Source organism: Nocardia sp. NPDC051911 (assembly GCF_040681035.1).
Lineage (GTDB): Bacteria > Actinomycetota > Actinomycetes > Mycobacteriales > Mycobacteriaceae > Nocardia > Nocardia sichangensis.
In genome coordinates, this window is sequence record NZ_JBFAXY010000017.1 from 127,803 (window position 1) to 154,192 (window position 26,390).

At 69.6% G+C, this 26,390-nt stretch carries 2 protein-coding genes; both read left to right on the forward strand.

Features of this window, described 5'->3' with window-relative positions; translation table 11 throughout:
• Positions 1 to 991: 991 nt before the first annotated feature.
• The gene (locus AB0L97_RS21975; protein WP_364432377.1) at positions 992 to 25,459 is read left to right on the forward strand and encodes a non-ribosomal peptide synthase/polyketide synthase; all 24,468 of its coding nucleotides are present in this window, start codon (positions 992 to 994) and stop codon (positions 25,457 to 25,459) included.
• Positions 25,453 to 26,247: an FkbM family methyltransferase gene (locus tag AB0L97_RS21980; protein ID WP_355075341.1), complete on the forward strand. Its 795-nt coding sequence runs from the start codon at positions 25,453 to 25,455 to the stop codon at positions 26,245 to 26,247. Before AB0L97_RS21975 ends, AB0L97_RS21980 begins: the two co-directional genes overlap by 7 nt.
• Positions 26,248 to 26,390: the final 143 nt, after the last annotated feature.

The following is a 26,390-nucleotide window of genomic DNA, read 5'->3' on the forward strand; positions in this document are numbered from 1 at the left end:
TCGCCGGTGCCTGCCCGGCCTGCCATCGGCCGTTCGAATCCGCGGCCTGACCGGGACGATGTCGCCGTGGGCGCTGATCGACCGCCGTCCGGCCGTGCGTGAAAGCGTCGTGGACGCTGAACTTCTCGGGGGGACCGCCTCTGTCCGGCAGCGATCTTCGGCGCACCCGGAAGCGTGGAGACAATTCATCGCCCGATATGAGCGCGCTGCCGAACGGAAGTATGTGCTGCGAGACGGTACCCGGGACAGATTGTTCGGGTGTAGCGGAATGGGCACTCATATGGAATTGTCGGCACGCCGCGTCGATTGATGGAAGTGGTGTCTATTGGCGATCACAAGTGAGATTGCCAGTTTATTGCTATAACCGCCTACCGGTAATTCATTGTCGATCGAAGGCATAGGAGGGGAGGTACTGCGGCCCCTCGCTCGGCCGTCTGGGCGGCCGCGGACATACCGGCTTGATTCCGCCCCTGACCCGGCATGTACTATGCCCGATCGCAGGTGTCTCTCCTCGGTTACATGGCCCTGAACCAGGATCTTCTTCGGGGATGCGCGATCGAAGTAGTGGCGCCGTCCGAGATGTGCCACGGGTCCGCGTCGCTGGAATCGGGATCCGAAACACCGGCTTCCGTGCGGGGTCGAGAGGTTTGATACGACTAGACTCAGCCAGGCTGCTGTCAGATAGCTTGTCCCACCAGAGTGTCGATGCTCCACCACAGATTCAAAAGTTCTGTTTTCAGATTTTGAGACGACTGGAAATGCCGACAAACAGGAGGTGTGGGAGCCGCCGTAGCGGCCACAATGGTGTCCGATTCGGATGCCGGGAACCGGCTGATCGAGCTACACGCGAAACCTGAACGGCGCGGCGAACAGCAGGGGTACGCCGCTTCTCAGTAGACCAAGTGCATATGTAAGCCAGATTTCGGACGCGGTGAGCCTGCGTGGTTCCGCCATGCCTTCGCGCGTCCGGGTAGGAATAAGGGGTCATGCGATGCATCTGAAGTCAGACGGAACCGCCGATGGCGAACCGGGATTGATTCCGCTCTCGAGCGCGCAGTACGGCATGTGGCTCGCGGATCATGTGCCCGGTGGACCGGCTGTCAACATCGCACACTACGTCGAGATCGATGGCCCGGTGGACCACGACGCGTTCACCCGCGCGGTGAACGACGGCGGTCACGAAACCGAGTCCCTCGTGGTGCGGGTGATCGAATCCGACGGACGCCCTTATCAATTCGTGGACCGCGGCATCATCTACGACGAGCCGGTGCTGGATTTCAGCGATGCGGAGGATCCGGTCGCGGCGGCGATGGAGTGGATGCGCCGCGACTACAACACGAAGGCGGTCGATCTCAGTCGCGACCGGCTCACCCGGACCAGGCTGATCCGGGTCGGCGAGGACCACTACTTCTGGTACGGCCGCGCGCATCATCTGGTGGTCGACGGGTACGGCGCCTTCAACAGTCTCACCCGAATGGCCGAGCACTACAACGCGCAGCTGGAAGGCAGGCCACCGACGCGGCTGGACGCGGCGAGTCTGCACGACATCGTCGAAGCGGAGCGCGTCTATCGAGCCGGCTCGCGGTACCAGGCGGACAAAAAGTATTGGCTGGACAAGGTTTCCGATCTGCCGACACCGGTGAGCCTGTCCGGCCGAACGGCACGTTCCGGCAAGGTGGACCGCGTCGCAGGCCTGCAGCTCCCGGCGCACCTGTCCGACCGGCTCGACCGCTTCGCCGATGAGGTGAACGCATCCGCCGCGCAGGTGGTGATAGCGGCGTTCGCGGCGTTTCTCGCCCGGATGACCGGCACCGAGGATGTCGCGCTGTCGCTTCCGGTGACCGCCCGGGTGACCAAGCGCCTGCGCAACTCCGCCGCGATGTTGGCCAACATGGTGCCGATTCGTTTCGCCGTGCGCCATTCGACCACCGTGGAGGAGCTGGTCCGCGCCTCGGTGTCGGAGCTCGTCTCGGCCATGCGCCACCAGCTGTACCGGTTCGAGGATCTGCGCCGCGACTCGGCCGCGATCGATTCGTCGGCGAACTCGTTCGGCCCGATCGTGAACATCTTGTTCTTCGACTCGGAGATTCGCCTCGGCTCGGCCGTCGGCCGCTACCGCGCGCTGACCTCGGGCGCGCTCGACGATCTGCAGCTCAACCTGTACCGCTCGGGCGCGGACGCGCCGCTGCTCATCGAGTTGCACGGCAATCCGAACCTCTACGGGCAGGACGAACTCGAGTCGCACGCCGACCGGTTCCTGGATTTCCTGCAGCGGATGATGGACTCGTCCCTGGACACCCGCATCGGTGACATCCAGCTGGTCGGCCCCGCCGAGGAATTGCGCATCGTCGAGGAACTCGCCGGTCGCGACGGTGAATCCCCTTCGGCCACACTGGTGGATCTGCTGACCCGGCAAGCGGCGGCGACTCCGTCCGCGGTGGCCGTGACGTCCGAGGCGACCACTCTCACCTACCGCGAGCTCGACGAACGATCCACCCGGTTCGCCCGCGGGCTCATCGCACTCGGCGCGGGACCGGAAGCACTGGTGGCCATCGCGATGCCACGCGACGCCGACCTGATCGTCGCCGTGCTCGGCGTGCTGAAATCGGGCGCGGGGTACCTTCCGCTGGACACCGCCCATCCGGCCGAGCGGCTCGAATACGTACTGGACGACGCGAACCCGATCGCCGTGGTGACCACGCGGGGCATGCGCGAGCACGTGCCGGGCGATCCCGGCCGCGTCGTGCTGTTCGACGACGTTCTCGCCGCGGAGCAGGCCGCCGACCCGATCACCGATGCCGATCGGACCGGCCCGTTGCTTCCCGATCACCTCGCCTATGTCATCTACACGTCCGGGTCGACCGGCCGACCGAAGGGCGTATCGATCACGCACCGTGCCGTGTCCACCTACCTGGTGAACTCGTGCGCGGAGATCGGGATTCGATCCGACGACGTCTGGACGCTGTTCCACTCCTTCGCCTTCGACTACTCGGTCTGGGAGATCTTCGGCGCGCTGGTCACCGGCGGCCGGATCGTGGTCGTGGACAGCCTCACCACCCGTTCGCCGGACGACGTGGTGCGCCTGGCGGCGCGGGAGAAGGTCACCGTCTTCAGCCAGACGCCGTCGGCGTTCTATCAGTTCGCGGCCGCGCGCCAGCGGTACGCGCACGCGGGAGAGCCGGAAGGTGAACTGTCGCTGCGGCTGGTCGTCTTGTCCGGCGAAGCTCTCGATCCCGCCGGGCTGGCCGACTGGTACGAGCACAACCCGGACCTGCCGGTGCTGGCCAACAGTTACGGCATCACCGAGACCACCGTCTTCGTCACCTACACCGCCCTCACGCCGGACGTCGCCGTCCCGGGCGCGCCGAGTACGGTCGGCCCGGCATTGCCGGGCCTGCGAACCTATGTCCTGGACGAGCGGTTGCGTCCGTGCCCGCTCGGCGCGTGGGGCGAGATCTACGTCGCGGGAACGCAGCTGGCTCGCGGCTATCTCAACCGACCGGCGTTGAGCGCGGGACGTTTCGTCGCCGACCCCTTCGGCGGTGCGGGCAGGCGTCTCTACCGCAGCGGCGACGTGGCGCGCTGGAATCACCGGGGCGAACTGGAGTATCGCGGCCGCGCCGACCAGCAGGTGCAGTTGCGCGGGTTCCGGATCGAGCTGGACGAGATCCGCAATGCCCTGCTGGCCCACGACAGCGTCGCCGCGGCGGTCGTCGTGGTGCATCTGCCCGGCACGGAGGCGGCACGGCTGGTGGGATACGTCGTACCCGCCGTCGGCGCCACCTGCGAGCCGGACGATTTGCGCACCCACGTCGGCGGGATGCTGCCGGAGTACATGGTGCCGTCGAGCGTCGTCGTGATCGACGCGGTGCCGCTGACCGTGAACGGCAAAGTGGATCACCGGGCACTGCCCGAGCCGGTGTTCGATTCGGCCGCGGCCTACGTCGCTCCCCGCACGGTCGTCGAGGAGTCGATCGCGGACGTCTTCGCCGAGGTGCTCGGCACCGACCGGGTGGGCGTGTTCGACAGCTTCTTCGACCTCGGCGGCAACTCGATCACCGCGACCAGCGCGGCGGTGCGCATCGCGGAAGCGACCCGGTGCGATGTGTCGGTGCGCGACCTGTTCGTCAAACAGACCATCGCGGAACTCGCCGCGCACATCGAGGACGGACACCGTTCCGGCAGGCCCGTGCTGCGGGCGGCGGGCAGACCCGATCCCATTCCGCTCGCGCCGGCGCAGAACAGGATGTGGCTGGTCAACCAGACCGACCCGACCTCGGCCGCCTACAACATCCCGCTGATCGTCCAGCTCACCGGACGTCTCGACGTGGCGGCGCTGCGTGCCGCGCTGACCGACGTGATCGATCGGCACGAATCGCTGCGCACCGTCTACCCCGCGGTGAACGGCGAAGGGACACAAGTGATTCTGCCTGCCGACGAGGTTGTCGCGGGGCTCGACCTGACGCCGCGGCCGACCGACCCGGACGAGATCGAGGGCCGAATCCGCGACCTGGCTTCGGTCGGGACCGATCTGCGCGAACGCGCTCCGATCCGGGCGGCGCTGCTCGCGACCGCCGACCGCACGCGGCATGTCCTGGCCGTGGTTCTGCACCACATCTGCTGCGACGGATCGTCGCTGCGGCCCCTCGCGGCGGATGTCGCCGTCGCCTACGAGGCGAGGGCGCAGAAGAAGATCCCGGACTGGGAACCGCTGAGCGTCCAGTACGCCGACTACAGCGTCTGGCATCGCAGCCTGCTCGGCGACCCGGACGACCCGGATTCCCGGGCGGCCCGCCAATTGCGGTACTGGTCGCAGCGTTTGGCGGGGATGCCGCCGGTGCTGGAGCTGCCGGCCGACCGGCCGCGTCCGGCCCGCCGGACCATGCGCGGCGACGTCGCGGACACGGTGATCCCCGCGGAGACCTTCGCCGGAATCGAGCGGCTGGCGCGCGCGGCCAACGTCACGACGTTCATGGTCGTCCACGCCGCCCTGGCCGTGCTGCTGGCGCGGATGTCGGGCTCGGCGGACATCACCATCGGCACGCCGGTCGCCGGTCGCGGCGAACGCGCGCTCGAGCCGCTCATCGGCATGTTCGTCAACACCGTGCCATTGCGTACCGAGGTGTCCGCCGAGGAGTCGTTCACCGAGTTCCTCACACGGGTCAAGGGCATCGACGTCGACGCCTTCGCCAACAGCGACCTGCCCTACGAACGTGTTGTGGACGAACTGCATCCGAAGCGGTCCCCGGCGTACGCGCCGCTGTGCCAGGTGTATCTCGCGTTCGAGAACATGGACCGGGCGAACTTGGAGCTGTCCGAGCTCACCGTCGAGCTGCTGGACCCCGGCGCCGAACCGGCGAAGGTGGACATCATCGTCACCGTCGCCGAGAACACCGCCGCGGGCGGCGATGTCGCGCTGCGCGTCAACTACGCGACAGACCTGTTCGATCGGGAGACCGTCGAAGAGCTCGCCGAACGACTGAATCGGGTGCTCGACGCGTTCGTGGCGAATCCACGGGCCCGAGTCGGCGACGTGGATTTGTTGTCGGGAGTCGAGCGTCTGGGATTGGTCCCTGCCTCCGGTGGTCGTGCCGAGCCGCCCCGGGTGCTGGCGGATGTGTTGCTGGTGGGTGAACGCACCGCGCCTGCCGTGGTGGCGGGGGATCGCGTGCTCTCCTACGGGGAGTTGGACGACTGGTCGAATCGTCTCGCACGGGTCCTGATCGACTGGGGGGTGGGGCCGGGGGATCAGGTCGCGCTGGCCATGGGGCGGTCGGTCGAGTTCGTGGTCGGTGTGTGGGCGGTGGCGCGGGCAGGCGCCGCGTTCGTGCCGGTCGATCCGCGCTATCCGAGCGAGCGGGTCGCGCACCTGGTCGCGGACGCGAATATCGAGGTCGGGCTCACCGTCGAGGCGTCGTGCGGCATGCTTCCCGGTCACGTGCGGCAATTGGTTCTCGACCATCCTGGCACCGAGGCGTTCCTCGCGGCGCAGTCCCCGGCTGTGGTGACCGACGCGGAACGGGTGCGGGCCTGCCGTGTGGCCGACGCGGCCTACGTGGTGTACACCTCGGGCTCGACCGGCAGGCCGAAAGGCGTGGCGGTCACTCACGAGGGCTTGGCGAATTTCGCGATCGAGCAGCGCGAGCGGTATCGGGTGGATCGCAGGTCACGCGTGTTGCAGGTGGCGGCGCCCGGCTTCGACGCGGTGATGCTCGAGTTGCTCATGGCGCACGCCAACGGCGCGGTGCTGGTCGTCTCGCCGCCGGAGGTGTTCGCCGGGGCGCAGCTGGCGGAATTGATTCGCGCACAAGAGGTCTCGCACGCGTTCGTGACGCCCAGTGTGCTGGCGACGATGTCGCCCGCCGGACTCGATTCGCTGCGGGTGCTGGTGGCGGGCGGAGAAGCGGTATCGGCCGAGACGGTTTCGGTATGGGCGCCGGGGCGTCGGCTGCACAACGGGTACGGGCCGACCGAGACCACGATCATGGTGGCGATCAGCGATCCGCTGTGCGTCGGCGACCCGGTGACCATCGGCGGCCCGATCCGCGGCGTCGACGCGGTGGTTCTCGACGAGCGGTTGCGGCCCGTCCCGGTCGGGGTGACCGGACAGCTGTACGTCTCGGGCGTGCAGCTGTCGCGCGGGTACCTCAATCGTCCCGCCTCGACCGCCGCCACGTTCGTCGCCAACCCGTACGGTCCCGCGGGCACCCGCATGTACGGCACGGGTGACCTGGCGCGCTGGACCGCCGACCACACCTTGGAGTACCTGGGGCGCACCGACTTCCAGGTCAAGATCCGCGGACAGCGCATCGAACCGGGCGAGATCGAAGCCGTCCTCGCCGGGCACCCCACCGTCGCGGCAGCCGTCGTGGTGGGCGTGCACGCCGAGACCGGGTCGCGCCTGGCGGCGTACGTGGTGCCCGCCGACGGCGTGGTCGATACCGCGGAACTGACCAGGTATGCCGCGCAACGCCTGCCGTCGCACATGGTGCCGGACACGGTCATGGTGCTCGACACGCTCCCACTGTCGTCGGTGGGCAAAGTCGATCGCGCCGCCCTGCCGGAACCGGAATTCGCCCCCGCCGTGGAGTTCGTCGCGCCGCGCAACGCCACCGAGCAGATCGTGGCCGACATCTGCGCGGGCGTGCTGGGCGTCGAACGCGTCGGCGTGCTCGACGGTTTCTTCGATCTCGGCGGCAACTCGCTGTCGGCCACCCGCGCGGCCGCGCAGCTCAGCGGTGCGTTCGGCGTCGAGGTGCCGCTGCGCGCGATCTTCGAGACGCCGACCATCGGGGCGCTGGCGGAGCGCCTGCGCAGTGCCGACGCGGCGACCAGGGCGCCGCTGGTGCCGCAGGAGCGCCCGGACCGGATCCCGCTCTCACCGGCCCAGGCCAGGATGTGGTTTCTCAATCAGTTCGACACGAGCTCACCGGTGTACAACATCCCGCTGGTCGTGCGGATGTCGGGAGACCTCGACGTGGCCGCGATGCACGCGGCGATCGCGGATGTGCTCGAACGGCACGAGGCGCTGCGCACGGTGTACCCGGACAGCGACAGCGGGCCGCATCAGATGATCGTGTCGGTGCCGACGGCGCTGCCGCCGCTGACGCCGGTGGCGGTCACGGCCGGTGCGGTCGAGGCGCGCGTCGCCGCCGAGGTCGCTGTGGGCTTCGACGTCACCACCGAGGTTCCGTTCCGGGTCGCGTTGTTGCGCAGCGCGGCCGACGAGCATGCCTTGGTGCTCGTGGTCCATCACATCAGCTTCGACGGGTCCTCGCTCGCGCCGCTGGCCGCGGACCTGATGGCCGCTTACCGTGCCCGGGTCGGGAACGAAGCGCCGCAGTGGGCCCCGTTGCCGGTGCAGTACGCGGATTACGCGCTGTGGCAACGGAAGCTGCTCGGCAGCGAGGACGATCCGCACAGTCCGACCGTCGCCCAGACCCGGTACTGGATCGCGGCTCTCGCCGATCTGCCCGAGGTACTGGATCTGCCCACCGACCGTACGCGGCCCGCGAAGCAGTCGTTCCGGGGCGCGACGGTCTCGGCCACCCTTCCCGCGGATCTGCATCGCGAGGTGATCGCGCTGGCCCGCAGCCACGACGCGACGGTCTTCATGGTGATGCACGCGGCCTACGCGGCACTGCTGGCGCGGTTGTCCGGTACCGGGGACATCGCGGTCGGCACACCGATCGCCGGTCGTGGCGAGCCGGGATTGGACGGCCTGGTCGGGATGTTCGTCAACACGCTGGTGTTGCGGACGTACATCGAACCCGGCGCGTCCTTCGTCCGGATCCTGGACCAGGTCCGGGCCACCGACCTGGCCGCCTTCGAGAACGCCGACATCCCGTTCGAGCGTCTGGTCGAGGTGCTGAATCCGCCGCGCTCGACGGCACACGCGCCGTTGACGCAGGTGGGCTTCTCGTTCCAGAACATCGAGATCCCCACGGTGCGGTTCGAGGGCCTGACGGTCTCGGCGCGGATGGCCGATCCGAGCGTGGCGAAGTACGACCTGCACCTGAATCTGGTCGACGCCTTGGCGGCGGATGGCGAGCCGGGGGACATGGCGGTCGAATTCGGCTACGCGACGGATCTTTTCGACGAGGCGACGGTCGAGTCGATGTTCGAACGCTATCTGCTGTTGCTGCGCGCGATCGTCGGTGACCCCACCCGCGCCATCGGCGACATGGAGCTGCTGACCGCCGAAGAGGCGCACCGGATCGCGGCCCGGTCGAGCGGCGTGCGGACGCAGGCTCCGTCAGCGACGATCGCGGACCTGTTCGCCGCACAGGTGGCCGCGACGCCGGAACACCCGGCGGTGCTCGACGCCGCCGGTGGTGCCCGGCTCGACTACCGGGAATTCGGGGCACGGGTGAATTCGCTGGCCCGCGCGCTGATCCGGCGCGGCATCGGACCGGAGACCATTGTGGCGGTGGCGATGCGCCGCTCGGTGGACCTGCTGGCCACGCTGTACGCCATCCACGCGGCGGGAGCGGCCTACTTGCCACTGGACCCGGACCATCCGGCCGACCGGGTGAGCTCCGTCCTCTCCGCCGCGCGTCCCGCCGCGATTCTCACCCGTACGCCCGACCGGGCGAGTCTGCCCGGCGACGTGCCGGTCTGGACGCTCGGCGAGCTGGAGGCCGAGCGCCTGGACGCGTCGGCGCTGACCGATGCCGATCGGATCCGGCCGCTGCGCCCGGACGATCTGGCCTACGTCATCTACACCTCCGGTTCGACGGGTGTGCCCAAGGGCGTGGCGGTTCCGCACGCCGCGGTGGTGAATCAGCTGCGCTGGATGCGCGATCACTACCGGCTCGGTGGCGGCGACGTCATGCTGCTGCGCACCCCGGTGACGTTCGACCTCTCCGTCTGGGAGCTGTTCTCCGCGCCGACCTGCGGCGCTGCCTTGGTGGTCGCCGGTCCCGACGCGCACGGCGATCCGCGCGAGATCGCCCGGCTGATGGCCGAGTATCACGTGACCACGGTGGATTTCGTCCCGTCGCTGCTCGCGGCGTTCCTCGAGGTGGCAACTCCGGATCAGTTCCCGGACCTGCGGCGCGTACTGTGCATCGGTGAGGCGTTGTCCGCAGAGATCGCGCGCCGCTTCCGGGATTTCAGCGACGCCCGCATCGACAACCTGTACGGCCCGACGGAAGCGGCGGTCAGTGTCACCGCGCACCGGATCGACGTGGTCGAAGGCGCGACCTTGCCGATCGGCGTGCCCGAGGCGAATGTCACGGTGCACGTGCTGGACTCGCGGCTGCATCCCGTGCCGGTCGGCGTCACCGGCGACCTGTACCTGGGCGGCGTGCAGCTTGCCCGCGGGTATCACGAACGCCCGGACCTGACGGCCGCGACGTTCGTCGCCGACCCCTCCGGCGCCGCGGACGGCGCGCGTCTCTACCGCACCGGTGACCTCGTGCGCTGGGACGGCGACGGCAACCTGCGCTATATCGGCCGCGCCGACACGCAGGTGAAGGTGCGCGGCCTGCGGATCGAACTCGGCGACATCGAAGCGGCGCTGCTCGCGCACGAGCAGGTGCGCGCGGCCGTCGCGCAGGTACGCGGCGACGGCGGCGAGCAGCGGCTGGTGGCCTACGTCGTCGCGGATGGCGCGCTCGACGCCCGGCAGGTCCGGAATTCGCTGCTGGACCGGCTGCCCGCCTATATGGTGCCGTCGTCGGTGACCCGGATCGACTCGATTCCCCTCAATGCCAACGGCAAGGTGGAGTATCGAGCGTTGCCCGAGCCGGACCCGAGCGCCCAGGACACCGAGTTCCGGGCGCCGCGAGGTCTGATCGAACAAGCGATCGCCGCGGTCTTCGCGGAACTGTTCGACCGCCCCGAAATCGGCGCGGACGACGATTTCTTCGAGTTGGGCGGCAACTCGCTGGTCGCCACGCGCGCGCTGAGCCGGATCGGGGACGTCGTGGACGTGACCATTCCGGTGCGCGCGATCTTCGAGGCGCCGACCGTGTCGGGGCTGGCCGAGCGCATCGCCCAGTTGCGCGCGGTCCCGAGTCTGCCCGCGCCGACGCGGGTCACGCGGCCGGACCGTATCCCGCTGTCGCACGCGCAGACCCGGATGTGGTTCCTCAACCAGTACGACCCCGCCGCGCCCGGATATGTCGTGCCACTGGCGATCCGGCTGGAAGGCGCGCTCGATCCGGCCGCGTTGACGGCCGCTGTCGGCGATGTGCTCGAGCGGCACGAGAGCTTGCGCACGATGTATCCCGCGGTCGACGGCACGCCCACCCAGGTCGTGCTGAACGCCGAAGACGTGCTCGCGACCTGCGATCTCACCCCGCAGGCCGTCGGCGAGCGGGAACTGCCGCACCGGCTGACCGAATTCTGCGGCACCGGATTCGACGTGGCCGAGGGTGTGCCGCTGCGGGTGGCGCTGTACCAATTGTCCGACGAGGCGTGGACGCTCGCGCTGGCCGCGCACCACATCAGTTGTGACGGCTTCTCGGTGGCCCCGCTGGCGGCCGACCTGGTGACGGCGTACCGGGCGCGCTCCGGCGGTACCGCGCCGGATTGGGCGCCGCTGCCGGTGCAGTTCGCCGACTACGCCTTGTGGCAGCGAGCGGTCCTCGGTTTCGCGGACGACCAGGACTCGCCGGTGGCCCGCGACATCGCTTACTGGCGAACGCAACTCGCGAGCGTACCGGAGCTGCTCGAATTGCCGACCGACCGGCCGAGGCCGATCGAGCAATCCCAGCGCGGGGCGGTGATCCAGGTCGCCATACCCGGTGAACTGCAAGGCCGGGTGGAATCGCTGGCACGGCGCTCCGGTGCCACCACGTTCATGGTGGTGCACGCGGCCCTGGCGGTGCTGCTGTCGAGGCTGTCCGGCAGCGACGACGTCACCGTCGGTGTGCCGCACGCGGGCCGGGGCGACCGGTCGCTGGACCACCTGGTCGGCATGTTCGTCAACACCTTGGTGCTGCGGTCGCGGGTCACGCTCGACCAGACGTTCGCGAGTCTGCTGGACCAGGTGCGGCGCACCGACATCGAGGCGTTCGATCACGCCACCGTGCCGTTCGAGCAACTGGTGGACGCGCTGAACCCGGTGCGATCGACCGCGCATACGCCGTTGTTCCAAGTGCTGCTGGCCTACCAGAACATGACCCGGGCTCGCGTCGAACTGCCGGGACTCACCGTGGAGAACGTGGATCCCTGCGACAGCGCGGCGATCTACGACCTGTTGCTGATGATCAGCGAAGGCCACGGCACGCACAACGAGCCGACCGGCATGACGTTGCGCCTGACCTACGCCACGGATCTGTTCGACGAGGACACGGTGCGCGGCTTCGCCGACCGGTTCGTCCAGGTCCTCGACGCCGCGGCCCGCGATGCCGAGACCACCGTCGGAGAGATCGGCCTGCTCGACGAGGCGGAGCGGTCCCGAGTGCTGGAGCGGTGGAACGACACCGGTGGCTCCGCCGCACCGGGCCGGACGCTCGTCGACGTCTTCGACGAACAGGTCGCGCGCACCCCGGACGCCACGGCGCTGCGGCTTCCGGACGGAAGTACGTCGACCTACCGGGATTTCGACGCACGCGTCAACCGGCTGGCTCGCTGGCTCATCGGGCGCGGTGCCGGGCCGGAGACGATCGTGGCGGTGGCCGTCCGCCGATCGGCCGAGCTGGTCACGGCACTGTACGCGGTCGTGAAGGCGGGCGCCGCGTTCCTGCCCATCGACCCGGATCACCCGAGCGCGCGGATCGCGCACGTCCTCGGCGCGGCCGATCCTCTGCTGGTGCTCACGACCGCGGACGACGGCCAGGGCCTGCCCGACGGATTCGAGTACGCGCGGATCGACCGGCTGGACGTGACCGGTCTGTCCGGCGCTCGGATCACGGACGGGGAGCGCCGCACACCGCTGCGGCCGAACCATCTGGCTTATGTGCTGTTCACCTCCGGGTCCACCGGGGCGCCCAAGGGCGTGGCGCTGACCCATGCCGCCACCGTGAGCCAGCTGGCATGGGCCCAGCAGCGGTGGCCGCACGGAACGTCCGACGCGGTGCTGCACAAGACGCCGATCACGTTCGACATCGCCGTGTGGGAATTGTTCTGGCCGTTGCAGACCGGCGCGCACATCGTCGTAGCCGAACCGGGCGGACATCGCGATCCCGTTCACCTGGCGAAGGTCATCGCACGGCACGAGATCACCACCGTGCACTTCGTCCCGTCGATGCTCGATGTCCTGCTGGAATCGGCCGGGGTCGCGGAACTGCCCTCGATCCGGCGGGTGTTCGTCGCGGGTGAGGCGCTGGCGCAGCGCACGGTCGACGCCGCGGCGCACGTCTTCACGCACGCGGAGCTGGTGAACTGGTACGGGCCCGCGGAGGCGGAGGTGGTCACCGCGCAGCGGTGCGCGCCGGGTGCGTCGGCCGTCGCGGCGGTGCCGATCGGAGCGCCCGCCGGCGGCATGAAGGTCTACGTGCTGGATTCGCGGTTGCGGCCGGTGCCGGTCGGGGTCGTCGGGGAGCTGTACGTCTCGGGTGTCCAATTGGCGCGCGGATACCACGCGCGCGCCGATCTCACCTGCGGCGCCTTCGTCGCCAACCCGTTCGGATTTGCGGGACAGCGGCTGTACCGGACCGGTGACCTGGTCCGGTGGCGCAAGACCGGCGAGCTGGAATACCTGGGGCGCGGCGACTTCCAGGTGAAGGTGCGCGGTCAGCGGGTGGAGCCCGGTGACATCGAAGCCGCGCTGCGCGCCTGCGGGCAGGTAGCGCGTGCCGTGGCCATCGTGACGACGGAGCGCATCGTCGGTTACGTGACGTTGGCGCCGGGCGCGGTCACCGACGGCCGCGCGATCCGCGAAGAGCTGACCCGGACGCTGCCGTCCTACTTGGTTCCGGACGTCGTGCAGGTGCTCGACGCGATGCCGCTCACCGCCAACGGCAAGCTCGACCGGTCGGCGCTGCCGCGGCCGGTGTTCGACGACGGCGCGGACTTCGTCTCGCCGCGCACCGACGGCGAGGTGGTGCTGGCGCGTCTGGTCGCCGAACTCACGGGCGCGGAACGGGTGAGCGTGACCGCGAATCTCTTCGAGATCGGTGTCAACTCGCTGTCGGCCGCTCAGCTCGCGGCGCGGGCCCAGGCGGTCGTCGGCGTCGATGTCGGTATCAAGGACGTCTTCGATGCGGCGACCATCGCCGCGCTGGCGGAGCGGATCTCGGCACGGACCGGATCCACCGCTGTTGCGCTGACCGCGCGGCCACGCACCGGCGCGGTCCCGTTGGCGGCGGCGCAGCGGCGGATCTGGTTCCTCAACCAGTTCGACACCTCCTCGGCGGCCTACAACATCTGCTTCGCGGCCCGCCTGACCGGGCCGCTGGACACCGAGGCACTGCGTGCCGCGTTCCTCGATGTGGTGACCAAGCACGAGCCCTTGCGGACGGTGTATCCGCTCGTCGACGGCGAGCCCTGCCAGGTGGTGCGGGAGATCGCGACGATCGCCGCGGACATGGCCTTCGAACCGGAGCCGGTCGTCGGCGAGACGGAACTCGCCGACCGCATGCGGAACGCGGTCGAGGCGGGATTCGACATCGCCGAATCGGTACCTGTGCGGGCACGGTTGTATCGCACCGCGACGCGGGAACACGTGCTGGTGGTGGTGGTCCATCACATCGCCGCCGACGGGGCGTCGATGGCTCCGCTCGCCCGCGACGTATTCGCCGCGTACCGGGCGCGGGTGGGCGGCCACCCGCCCCGGTGGGAATCGCCGGTGGTCCAGTACGCCGACTACGCGATGTGGCAACAGGAGCTGCTCGGCTCCGAGGACGATCCGGCGTCGCTGATCGCGCGGCAGATCGATTACTGGACCGACGCTCTGGACGGTTCCCCGGAGCTGCTCGCCCTGCCGACGGACCGGCCACGCCCCGCCACCCTCTCGACCGACGGCGGCAACGTCCGGTTCGAGCTGCCCGCGCGGCTGCACGACGACATCGTGCGGCTGGCCCACCGCGAGGGCGTCACGGTGTTCGTCGTCCTGCACGCGGCCCTGTCGATCCTGTTGGCGCGCACCGCGCACAGCGACGACATCTCGGTCGGCACGCCGGTCGCCGGTCGCGGCAGGCCGGAACTCGACGATCTCGTCGGCATGTTCGTCAACACCGTGGTGCTGCGGACCCGCATCGATGAGGATCGCTCGTTCCGGGAGCTTCTCGCCGTAGTGCGCGATGTCGACCTCGAAGCGCTCGCTCACGCCGACCTGCCCTACGAGCGGCTCGTCGACGTCATCGGCCGCCCGCGTTCGACGGCGTATTCGCCACTGTTCCAAGTGATGTTCGGGTTGCAGAACACCGGAGCGGCCCGATTCGAGCTGCCCGGAATCGACGTCGAGATCATGGACCCCGGCATCGCGCAGGCCAAAGCCGACCTCACCGTGCTGGTGACCGAGCGGCGCGAAGGCGATCGGCCCGCCGGAATCGACGGCGAGATCATCTACGCCACCGATCTTTTCGTCCAGTCGACCGCGCATGCACTGGCGGAGAGGTTCGTCCGCGTCCTCGAGGCGGTCACCGCCCATCCGGCGCGGGCGATCGGCCACATCGATCTGTTGAGCGCCGCCGACACCGAACGCTTGGTGCCCGCGCGGGGCGGCGACGACGCGCGGCCTTGCTTGCTGCCGGATCTGCTGGCGACGGCCGTGGCATCGGCTCCGGCGGCGGTGGCCCTGATCGGGGACGGCGAAGCCCTCACGTACGCGGAGCTGGACGTCAGGGCCAACCGGCTCGCTCGTCACCTGCTCGCCCAGGGAGTCGGGCCGGGAGTGTTCGTGGCGCTGGCCGTGCCACGCTCGATCGAGTATCACGTCGCCATGTGGGCGATCGCGAAGACCGGCGCCACGTTCGTCCCGGTCGATCTGCGCTACCCCGCCGAGCGGATCGCGCACATGGTGAGCGATTCCGGCGTCAGCGTCGGGCTCACGCTCGCGACCGCACGCGGGGAGCTGCCGGACGCGGTGCGCTGGCTGATGCTCGACGATCCGCGCACGGCGCAGGAGATCACGGCGCGGTCCGGCGAGGCGGTGACCGATGCCGATCGCGGGCGTGTGCTGCGGATCGAGGACGCCGCCTACCTGATCTACACGTCCGGTTCGACCGGAACACCCAAGGGTGTCGTGGTCACCCATGCCGGGTTGGCGAACTTCGCGGCCGAGCAAACCGAACGCTACCGGGTCGACGGCACGTCCAGGGTGCTGCAAGTGGCGGCGCCCGCGTTCGACGCGGTGCTGCTCGAAGCGCTGATGGCGCATGCGGCGTGCGCGGCGTTGGTCGTGTCGCCACCGGAGGTGTTCGGCGGGCCGGATCTGGCCGCGCTGATCCGGACGCATCGGGTGTCGCACGCGTTCCTGACGCCGAGCGTGCTGGCGACCATGGCGCCCGCCGGTCTCGAGTCGGTGCGGATGCTCGCGGTCGGCGGCGAGATGGTGCCCGCGGAGCTGATCGCCACCTGGGCGCCAGGTCGCCGGTTGCACAACATCTACGGCCCGACCGAGACGACCATCGTGATCACGATGAGCGATCCGGCGCGGCCGGGCGATCCGATCGTGATCGGCGGCCCGATTCGCGGCGCGGAGGCCTTGGTGCTGGACGCGCGCTTGCGCCCGGTGCCGGTCGGAGTCGCGGGGGAGCTGTACCTGTCGGGTGCACAGCTGGCGCGCGGCTATCTCAACCGGCGTGCGGTCACGGCCGGTGCGTTCGTCGCGAATCCGTACGGTGGGCCGGGCGGGCGGATGTACCGCACCGGGGACATCGTCCGCTGGACGACGCGGCGCACGCTCGAATACGTCGGCCGCAGCGACTTCCAGATCAAGATCCGTGGCCAGCGCATCGAACTCGGTGAGATCGACGCGGCGCTGCTCACGCATCCGGCGGTGGCCGCCGCGGTGACCGTCAGCCGCACGGGGCCGGGCGGGCACCCCGTGCTGGCCGCGTACATCGTGACCGAAGCCGCGACGGTCGCCGACCCGGAGACCGTGCTCGAACACGTCGCGTCGGTATTGCCCGCGCACATGGTGCCGTCGGTGCTCACCGTGCTCGATCGCATGCCGATCACCTCGACCGGCAAGGTGGATCGGAAAGCATTGCCGGAGCCGGTCTTCGGCGCCGATGGAGATGACGCGGAGGCGGCGTCCACCGATCTGGAACGCACCGTCGCGGCCGCGTTCGCGGATGTTCTCGGCGTCGCGTCGGTCGGTGTCTCCACCTCGTTCTTCACCCTCGGCGGCGATTCGATCCTGTCGATCCAGCTGGCTTCCCGGTTGAAGTCGGCAGGTGTCGTCGTGACGGCGCGGGACATCTTCGAGCAGAAAACCGTCCGTGGCCTGGCGCGGGTCGCCGCGGCCGCCGAACGGTCTTCGCTCGCGGAGTTGCCTGGTGGCGGCGGGGGCGAGATCCCGTTCACCCCGGTGGTTTCCTGGTTCACCGAGCGTCTCGGCGCCGCTCCTCGGTTCGCTCAGTCGATGCTGGTGCGCTTGCCGCGCGACGCGCGAGTCGAGGACGTGACCGCGACGGTGCGGGCGGTGCTGCGACAGCACGACATGCTGCGCGCGCGGCTGCGCGACCAGTGCTTGGAGGTGCCGCGGCCGGAGGCCGCGGATGCCGCGGACGTGGTGCTGACCCGCACCTTCCGCGCGGATGAGACCCCGGGCACTGACGGTTTCACCGCGGTGGTGGAAGCGGCGCTGGCCGAGGCGTCGGACCGCCTCGACCCGGCGGCGGGCCGGATGGTGCAGGTCGTGTGCCTGCTGCCCGAACCGGGCCTCGACGCCGAGGCGCGGGCGCTCGTGGTCGTCCATCACCTCGTGGTCGACGGTGTGTCCTGGCGAATCCTGATTCCCGACTTCGCGACAGCCTGGCAGCAGGTCACGCGGGGACGGACGGTGGAATTGCCCGCGCAAGGGACATCGATGCGCCGATGGGCGCACGCGCTGGCCGATGCCGCCGCGGCCCGTGCCGGGGAGTTCGACCTGTGGCACCGGATGGGTGCGGCGCCGGATCCGCTGCTCGGCAGCGCGGTGCTCGATCCCGCCGTCGACACCCAGTCGACCGTGCGGCATCTGACGGTGTCCCTCCCGGTGGACGTCACTTCGGCATTGCTCGACGCGGTGCCGAAGGCCGCGCACGGCAGCGTCGACGACGCGTTGCTGGCCGGCCTGGCCGTGGCGGCGACGCGCTGGCGCCACCGGCGCGGTATCGCGCACGCGGGTGTGAAAGTCCTCTTGGAGGGGCACGGCCGCGCGGAACAGATCGCCGAGGGAGCGGATGTCTCCCGCACGGTGGGCTGGTTCACCAACACCTACCCCGTGGCGCTCGACCTGAGCGGGGTGAATGCGGATGATCCGCGTGCCGCGGTGAAATCCGTGAAAGACCAGTTGCGCGTGATCCCGGACAAGGGGATCGGCTACGGCCTGTTGCGTTACCTCCACGCCGACACCCGCGACCGGCTCGCGGCACTGCCGGAGCCGCAGATCGGTTTCAACAATCTCGGCCGGGTCGGCGTCGACCTCACGACGCTGTCGGACCTCGCGTGGATTCCGACCGACGAGCCGTTCGACCGGTGGTCGGCCTTCGATCCCGACATGCCCGTGGCGGCGGCCGTCACGATCGACGCGAACATCGTGGACACCGAAGCGGGACCGCGCCTGTCGGCGCGGATCGGCTACGCGTCCCGGCTGTTCGAGCGCGACGACGTGGCCGAACTCGCCGACGAATGGATCGGCGCGGTGACCGGGATCGCGACCGCGGCCCTCGCGGACGAGGACTGGGGCTTCTCACCCGCCGACGTTCCACTCGTCGAGGTCACACAATCCGACCTGGACGGGTTCGCCGACCGTTACGGAGCGCTCGGCGATGTCTGGTCGCTGGCGCCGCTGCAGGCGGGACTGCTGTTCCATGCCGAACTCGCCGCGGGTGACCTCGACGTCTACACCGCGCAATCGACGCTCGCCCTCGCCGGTGTGGTCGATGCGGATCGGCTGGAGCGCTCCGCCGCGGCCTTGCTGGAGCGTCATCCGAATCTGCGAGCCGCCTTCGTGCGCACGGCCGATGGCACTCCGGCGCAGGTGATTCCGGCGGCCGCCGCCGTGCGCTGGCGGCGGGTCGATCTGCGCGACGGCACGACGACCCCCGAGGAGCTGATCGCGGCCGAGCGGGCGGTCCCGTTCGATCCCGCCGATCCTCCGCTGCTGCGGTTCCTGCTGATCGCCGTGGCGCCACAGGACTTCCGGCTGGTGCTGACGGCACACCACCTGCTGTTGGACGGCTGGTCGTTGCCGTTGCTGTGGCGCGAGTTGATCGGCCTCTACGCGGTGAGTGCGCGGGCCGAGCTGCTGCCCGCCGCGGCGTCGTACCGCGGCTACCTGGAATGGCTGGATCGGCGCGAGCCGTCGACCGGCATCGAGGTGTGGCGGGAGGTCCTGCGCGATTTCACCGAACCGACGGTGATCGCCGACGCGCGCACGCACACGACGGTCGGCATCCCGGTCGACCTGGCGGTGGTGCTGGATCGTGCCGTCACCGCGGAACTGGTGGAATTCGCTCGGGCACGGGCGGTGACCATGTCGACGATCGTGCAGTTCGCCTGGGCGGTGGTCCTGGGGAACCTGCTCGGCACCGAGCGTGTGGTGTTCGGCAGCACGGTGTCGGGACGTCCCGCCGACCTGCCCGGCGTGGAATCGATGATCGGCTTGTTCATCAACACGATCCCGGTAGCCGTGCACCTCCCGCGAACCTGGACCATCGAGGACGCGCTGCGGCGGTTGCAGGCCGACAACGCCCGCCTGCTCGATCACCACGACGTCGAACTGTCCCGGATCCTGGCGGACACGGGCGCTGCCCAGCTGTTCGACACGCTGGTCGTCTTCGAGTCGTATCCGGTCGACAGCAGCGGCCTCGGCGACGCGGACATCGACGGCATGCGGGTGGTCGCGGCCGACGGAAGCGACGCAGCGCACTATCCGATCACGGTGCAGGCGCACCAGACCGATCAGCTGCACGTCATGATCCGCTACCAGCGGGCCCGCGTGGACGACTCGACGGCCGCCGGTCTGGCCGCCCGGCTGGAGACCGTGCTGCGCGCCATCACGACCGATCCGGGCGCGCGGCTGGGCGCGGTCGACCTGCTGACCGCGGCCGAGCGCCGTGACCTGGTACCCGCCACCGGCGGACCCGCCGCAGCGCCCCGGGTCCTCGCTGAGCTGTTGGCCGCCGGTGTCGCGGTGGATCCCGAAGCGGCAGCGATCGTTTCGGACGGGCACACGATGTCGTACGCCGAGTTGGACGCCTGGTCGAACCGTGTCGCGCGCGAGCTGATCGACTGGGGTGTCGGCCCCGGCGACCAGGTGGCGTTGGCGATGGCCCGATCGGTGGAACTCGTGGTCGGCATGTGGGCGGTCACCAAGACGGGCGCCGCGTTCCTGCCCGTGGATCCGCGCAACCCCGCCGAACGCGTCGGGCACATGGTCGCCGACTCGCAGGTGCGGGTCGCGGTCACGGTCGAGGCGTGGCGAGAGCTGGTTTCCGGCCCCGTCCGGCGGCTGGTACTCGACGATCCGGAAACTCGCAAAGCGATCGAGGCGCGGTCCTCGGACGCGGTGACCGACACGGATCGAACACGGACGCCGCATGTTCGCGACACCGCGTACGTGCTGTACACCTCGGGCTCGACCGGGACGCCCAAGGGCGTCGCGGTCACCCACGAGGGGCTGGCCAATTTCGCGACCGTGGAACGTGACCGCTTCGGCGCGGACAGCCGGTCGCGGGTACTGCACGCGTCCGCTCCCGGTTTCGACGTCGTGGTCCTCGAGTTGCTGCTGGCCCACACCAACGGCGCGGTACTCGTGGTGGCGCCGCCGGAAGTGTTCGGCGGCCCCGAACTGGCGGAATTCATTCGGCAGCAGCGCGTCTCGCACTGCTTCCTGACGCCGAGCGTGCTGGCGACGATGCCACCGGAGGGGTTGGATCGCCTGCGGGTACTGATGGCCGGTGGCGAGGCCGTGACGCCGGAGATCGTCACACAGTGGTCGCCGGGCCGGCGACTGCTGAACGGGTACGGCCCGACCGAAACGACGATCCTGGCCGGAATCGGTGGCCCGCTGCATCCCGGTGCGGCCGTCACGATCGGTGGTCCGATCAGCGGCGTCGAGGCCGTCGTGCTGGACGCCTGGCTGCGGCCGGTGCCGGTGGGCGTGGTCGGCGAGTTGTATCTCGCCGGTGTGCAACTGGCCCGCGGATACGTGAACCGCCCGGTGGCGACGTCGAACGCGTTCGTCGCGAACCCGTTCGGTGCGCCGGGATCCCGCATGTACCGCACCGGCGACCTGGCTCGCTGGACGCCGGAGCACACCGTGGAGTACCTCGGTCGTCGCGACTTCCAAGTCAAGATCCGCGGTCAACGGATCGAGCTCGGTGAGATCGAGGCCGTGCTGGCCGCGCAACCCGGCGTGGAACACGCGGTCGTCGTGCTGCGCGAAGACGAGCGCGGCGTCGGCAGACTCGTCGGCTACCTGGTCGGCGCCGAGAACCTGGATCCGGAGGAGATCAGGGCGGCCGCGCGGCTGCGGCTGCCCGCGCACATGGTGCCCGACATCTGCGCGGTGCTCACCGAATTCCCCCTCACCAGAACCGGAAAGCTCGACCGCCTGGCACTGCCCGCGCCGCGGTTCTCGGCGGCACGGACCTGGACCGCACCGGGTACGGAGACCGAGCGGCAAGTCGCGGAAGTCTTCGGAAGCGTCCTCGGCATCGACCGGGTCGGAGCGGGCGACAGTTTCTTCGACCTCGGCGGCAACTCGTTGTCGGCGACGCGGGTGACCGCTCAGTTGGGTACCGCGCTCGGAGTGAGCGTGGGCGTTCGCGACCTGTTCGAAGCGCCCACGGTTGCCGGACTCGCCGCCCGTCTGGACGCCTCCGAGCGGACGGTCCGCGCGCCACTGGTGCCGCGCACCCGCTCCGGGCTGGTGCCGTTGTCGCCGGCACAACAGCGGATGTGGTTCCTCAACCAGCTCGACACCTCCGTCGGCGCGTACAACATCCCGCTGGTGATCCGGTTGACGGGCGAACTCGACATCGACGCGTTGCGGCGCGCGTGCGAGCTGGTCCTCGATCGGCACGAGTCACTGCGAACCAGATTCCCGATGACCGACGGGACGCCACATCAGGTCGCGGTCCCCGTCGAAGAGGTCACGATCGGGCTGACCGCCGTACCGATCGAGGCGGATCGGCTGATGGAGCGAGTGCTCGCCACCGTCTCGGCGAGCTTCGATGTCACACAGGAGCCTCCGCTGCGCATGGCGTTGTTCCGGCTCGGAGCCACCGAGCACGTCTTGGTCATCGCCGTGCACCACATCTGTGCCGACGGGCAGTCCATGATGCCGCTCGCGCGAGACGTGGCGGTGGCCTACCAGGCGAGCAGACAAGGGACACAACCGATCTGGCCCGCTCTCGCGGTCCAGTACGCGGACTACACGCTCTGGCAGCGCGATGTACTCGGTGACGAGCGCGACCCGGGCTCGGTCATGTCCCGGCAGTTGCGCTTCTGGAAGGACACTCTCGCCGGGCTGCCCGAACTGCTCGAACTGCCCACGGACCTGCCGCGTCCGCCGGTGGCGTCGATGCGTGGCCGGACCGTGGATTTCGAGATCTCCGCCGCGTTGCGGGAACGAATCGGCGCGCTGGCGCGCGCGGCGAACGCGACTGTCTTCATGGTCGTGCACGCCGCGCTGGCCGTCTTGCTGTCGCGGTCGGCCGGTGTCGGCGATGTCGCGGTGGGTGCTCCGGTGGCCGGACGCGGGGAGCGTGAACTCGACGATCTGATCGGCATGTTCGTCAACACCCTCGTGCTGCGGTCACGGGTGTCGTCGCGTCAGTCGTTCGCCGAGCTGCTCGCGGCGACGCGGGAAACGGATCTGGCGGCGTTCGCCCATGCCGACGTGCCGTTCGAGCAGGTGGTGGAGGCGATCAATCCACCGAGGTCCACGGCCCATCTGCCGCTGTACCAGGTGACGCTCGATGTGCAGAACCTGAGCAAGGCCGCGTTGGAACTGCCGGGCCTCACCGTCGAGCCGGTCGAGAACGGCTTCGAACCGGCGCAGGCCGACCTGAACCTGAATCTCGTCGAAGGCTCCGGCGCCGGTGGGCAGGCGGAGGGCATCCGAGGTCGCCTGACCTACGCCACCGATCTCTTCGTCGAGGAGACGATGACCCGGTTCGCGGCGGCCTTCGTGCGGATCCTGGAGCAGGTGACCGCCGATCCGGAGGTCGCCGTCGGTGACATCGACCTCGTGGGCCCGCAGCAGCGTCGCGAGCTGCTCGGCGCGGCCGGTGTCGCCGGGGTCGCGGTGCCGGACACGACCCTCGCGGAACTGTTCACCGTCCAGGCCGTCGCGCGACCGGACGCGGTCGCGGTGACCGACGGCGAGTCGCAACTGACCTACGCGGAGCTGGATCGGCGCTCCGCCGCGGTGGCCGCTCGGCTGGCGGAGCGGGGAGTGGGTCCGGAATCGCTGGTGGCCGTGGCGTTGCCGCGGTCGGCGGACCTGGTCGTCGGCCTGCTCGGCGTCGTGCGCGCGGGTGCGGGATATCTGCCGCTGGATGTGGCGTATCCGCCTGAACGATTGCGCTTCATGCTCGACGATGCTCGTCCGGCCGCGGTTCTGACCTCGGCGGACCTGTCCGCCGCGGTGCCGGAGTGCGCCGCGCCGGTACTGCTCATCGAGGAGTGCGCGAACGACGACGCGGCGGCCTTCGATTCGGTGGTGTCGCCTGCGCGGCCGGGCAACGTAGCCTACGTGATCTACACGTCGGGATCGACGGGCCGCCCGAAGGGCGTGACGGTCGGCCACCGGGAAGCGGTCACCCTGTTCACCAATGCGGCCGAGCGATTCGACCTCGGACCCGACGACGTGTGGACGATGTTCCATTCCTACGCCTTCGATTTCGCGGTGTGGGAGATCTGGGGCGCGCTGCTGTCCGGCGGCAAGGTGGTCGTGGTCGACTACGACACCTCCCGGTCACCGGAGGCGTTCGTGGACGTCGTGGCGCGGGAGGGCGTGACCGTGCTGAGCCAGACGCCGTCGGCATTCTACGGATTCGTCGACGCGGAGCGCCGCTATCGCGAATCCGGCTGTCCGGCAGGAGATCTCGCGTTGCGTTATATCGTCTTCGGTGGCGAGGCGCTGGACGCGTCGCGGTTGGACGACTGGTTCGCCGCGCACGCGCCGGGCATGCCACGGCTGATCAACATGTACGGCATCACCGAGACGACCGTGCACGTCACGTTCTCCGAAGTGACGCAGGCGAGCTCGGCCGGGATCGGTGTGCCGCTGCCCGGGTTGCGGGCGTACGTTCTCGACGACCGGCTGCGTCCGGTGCCGATCGGTATCACCGGAGAGATCTATGTGGCCGGTGGGCAGCTTTCCCGGGGATATCTGGGGGCCGCGGCACTGACCGCGGGCCGATTCGTGGCGAATCCCTTCGATCCCGACGGCGCCCGGCTCTATCGATCCGGGGATGTCGGTCGCTGGCGGAAGTCCGCGAGCGGGCTGGAGTTGGCGTACGCGGGCCGGGCCGACGCGCAGGTGCAGTTGCGTGGTTTCCGCATCGAACTCGGCGAGGTGGAGTCGGCGCTGTTGCGCCATCCGCTCGTCACCCAGGCCGCGGTCACGGTGCACCGGCACGATCGCGGTGTCGATCAACTAATCGGCTACGTCGTCGGCGTCGACGGCGAGCGGATCGATCCGGCGGAGGTCCGCGAGGCCGCCGCCCAGGTGCTGACCGGCTACATGGTGCCCGCGACGATCATGGTGTTGCCCGCGCTGCCGTTGACGGTCAACGGCAAGCTCGACCGAAAAGCGCTGCCCGACCCCGAGTTCGACGAGTCGAAGACCGCGTTCGTGGCTCCCAGGACCCACACGGAGAAAGTGATCGGCGACGTCTACGCGCAGGTCCTCGGCGTCCAGCGGGTCGGGGCATCGGACGGCTTCTTCGATCTCGGCGGCAACTCGCTGCTGGCCACCATGGTGGTGACCGAGTTGCGCGGCCGCGGCGTGACGATCCAGTTGCCGTGGATGTTCGACGACGCGACGCCGCAAGCCCTGGCGGCCCGGGCCGACGGCACGGCGGGCGGTTCGGGGCTGCAAGTATTGCTGCCGCTGCGCGCGCACGGCCCGAAGCCCGCGGTGTTCGCGGTGCATCCCGCGGGCGGGCTGGCGTGGTTCTACGGCGGAATGGTCGAACATCTGGACAAGGACCGGCCGGTCTACGGCTTGCAGGATCCCCATGTCGTGGCGGGCGAACCCGGTGCGCGTTCCGTCGACGAACTCGCGGAACGCTATGTCGCCGAGATCCGCCGAGTGCAGCCGAGCGGGCCGTATCACCTGCTGGGGTGGTCGCTGGGCGGTGCGATCGCGCATGCCGTCGCGGTCCGGCTCCAGCGGGAAGGACAGCAGGTCGGCATGCTGGCCATGATGGACAGCGCGGTCGGCGACTCCGAGGCGCTGGCCGCGGCGATGAGCGGCACCGCGGACGAGCCCGCGCCGAGCGAACTGATGGCCGATCTGCTCGGTGGCTGGCGTGAACTGTTCGACCTCGGCGCCGAGGTGACCGCGCAGACCCACGAGCAGGCCTGGGCGGTGATCCGCGATCAGGTGACCGCCACCGGGATGTTCACCGCCGAACAGGTCGATCGGGTGATGGAGAGCTTCCGGACCGCGAGCGATATCGCCAGGGAGCATCGGCCGGGTGTCTTCGACGGCGATCTGATCTTCTTCACCGCAGGAAAAGACCGCACGGACCACGACGCCGTCGTGCGGACGTGGCGGCCGTTCATCACCGGCGATCTGCACAACACGGTCGTCGACGCACGACATCTCGAGTTGACCCATCCGCACGCACTGGCCGTCATCGGCCCGATCCTCGAAAGGTTCGCGAACGCATGCTGAAGACTCTCGATCAACTCCAGCAACTCCGGCTCGAGGACGGCAGGACGGTCGCCTGTACCAGTCCGGCCGAGGCGCGGATGTTGTGGGGCGAGATGTCGACCGACGGCTTCTATCGGCTAGCGGCCGCGCTGCTGCGTCCCGGGGACATCGCACTGGACATCGGCGCGAACATCGGGCTGAGCGCGATGATGTTCGCCGAGACCTGCCCCGGCGTCCGGGTGATCGCCGCCGAGCCGGCCCCGGCGACCTTCGACTGTCTGCAGCGCAATATGGCCGCTCATGTGCCGGACGGCGTGCCGTTGCAGGTCGCGGTCGGCGCGGCGCCCGGCAGCGCGCCGTTCACCTGGTACCCACGGGCGTCGGCCAATTCGGGTCTCTACGCCGACCGCGCGGCCGACGACCGGGCCACCGAGATCTATCTGCGCAACAGCGGCCTGAACGACGAGGCGATCGCTCTCATCACCGCTGGGCTGCACGAGGGTGAGCGAATGGAGGTCGAAGTCACCACCGTTTCGGCGATACTCGACGAGCACGGCGGGAACGCGGAGGTCGGCTTGCTCAAGGTCGACGTCGAGCGAGCGGAGCTCGATGTCCTGCGCGGCATAGCCGCCGCGGACTGGCCGCGTATCCGTGCCGTCGTCGCCGAGGTGCACGATCGGGACGACCGCTTGGCCCAGTGCCGCGAATTGTTGAGCGGACACGGTCTGTACGCGCGAACGCGCCAGGACCCGAGCCTGGCCGGAACCGAACTGCACGAGATCTACGCCGTCAGACCGGAGAGCGTCTGACGGTCCCGCGCCGTCTTGCTCCATCTCGGCACGGGTCCAGCCTGCGGATACTCTCCCAGGCTGTTCCCGTGCCGGATCGCCGCCTTCCCGCGCGCTGTCGAGAACAGCCGGATCCCACGGTCGCGGGTGTGGCGACGACCCGG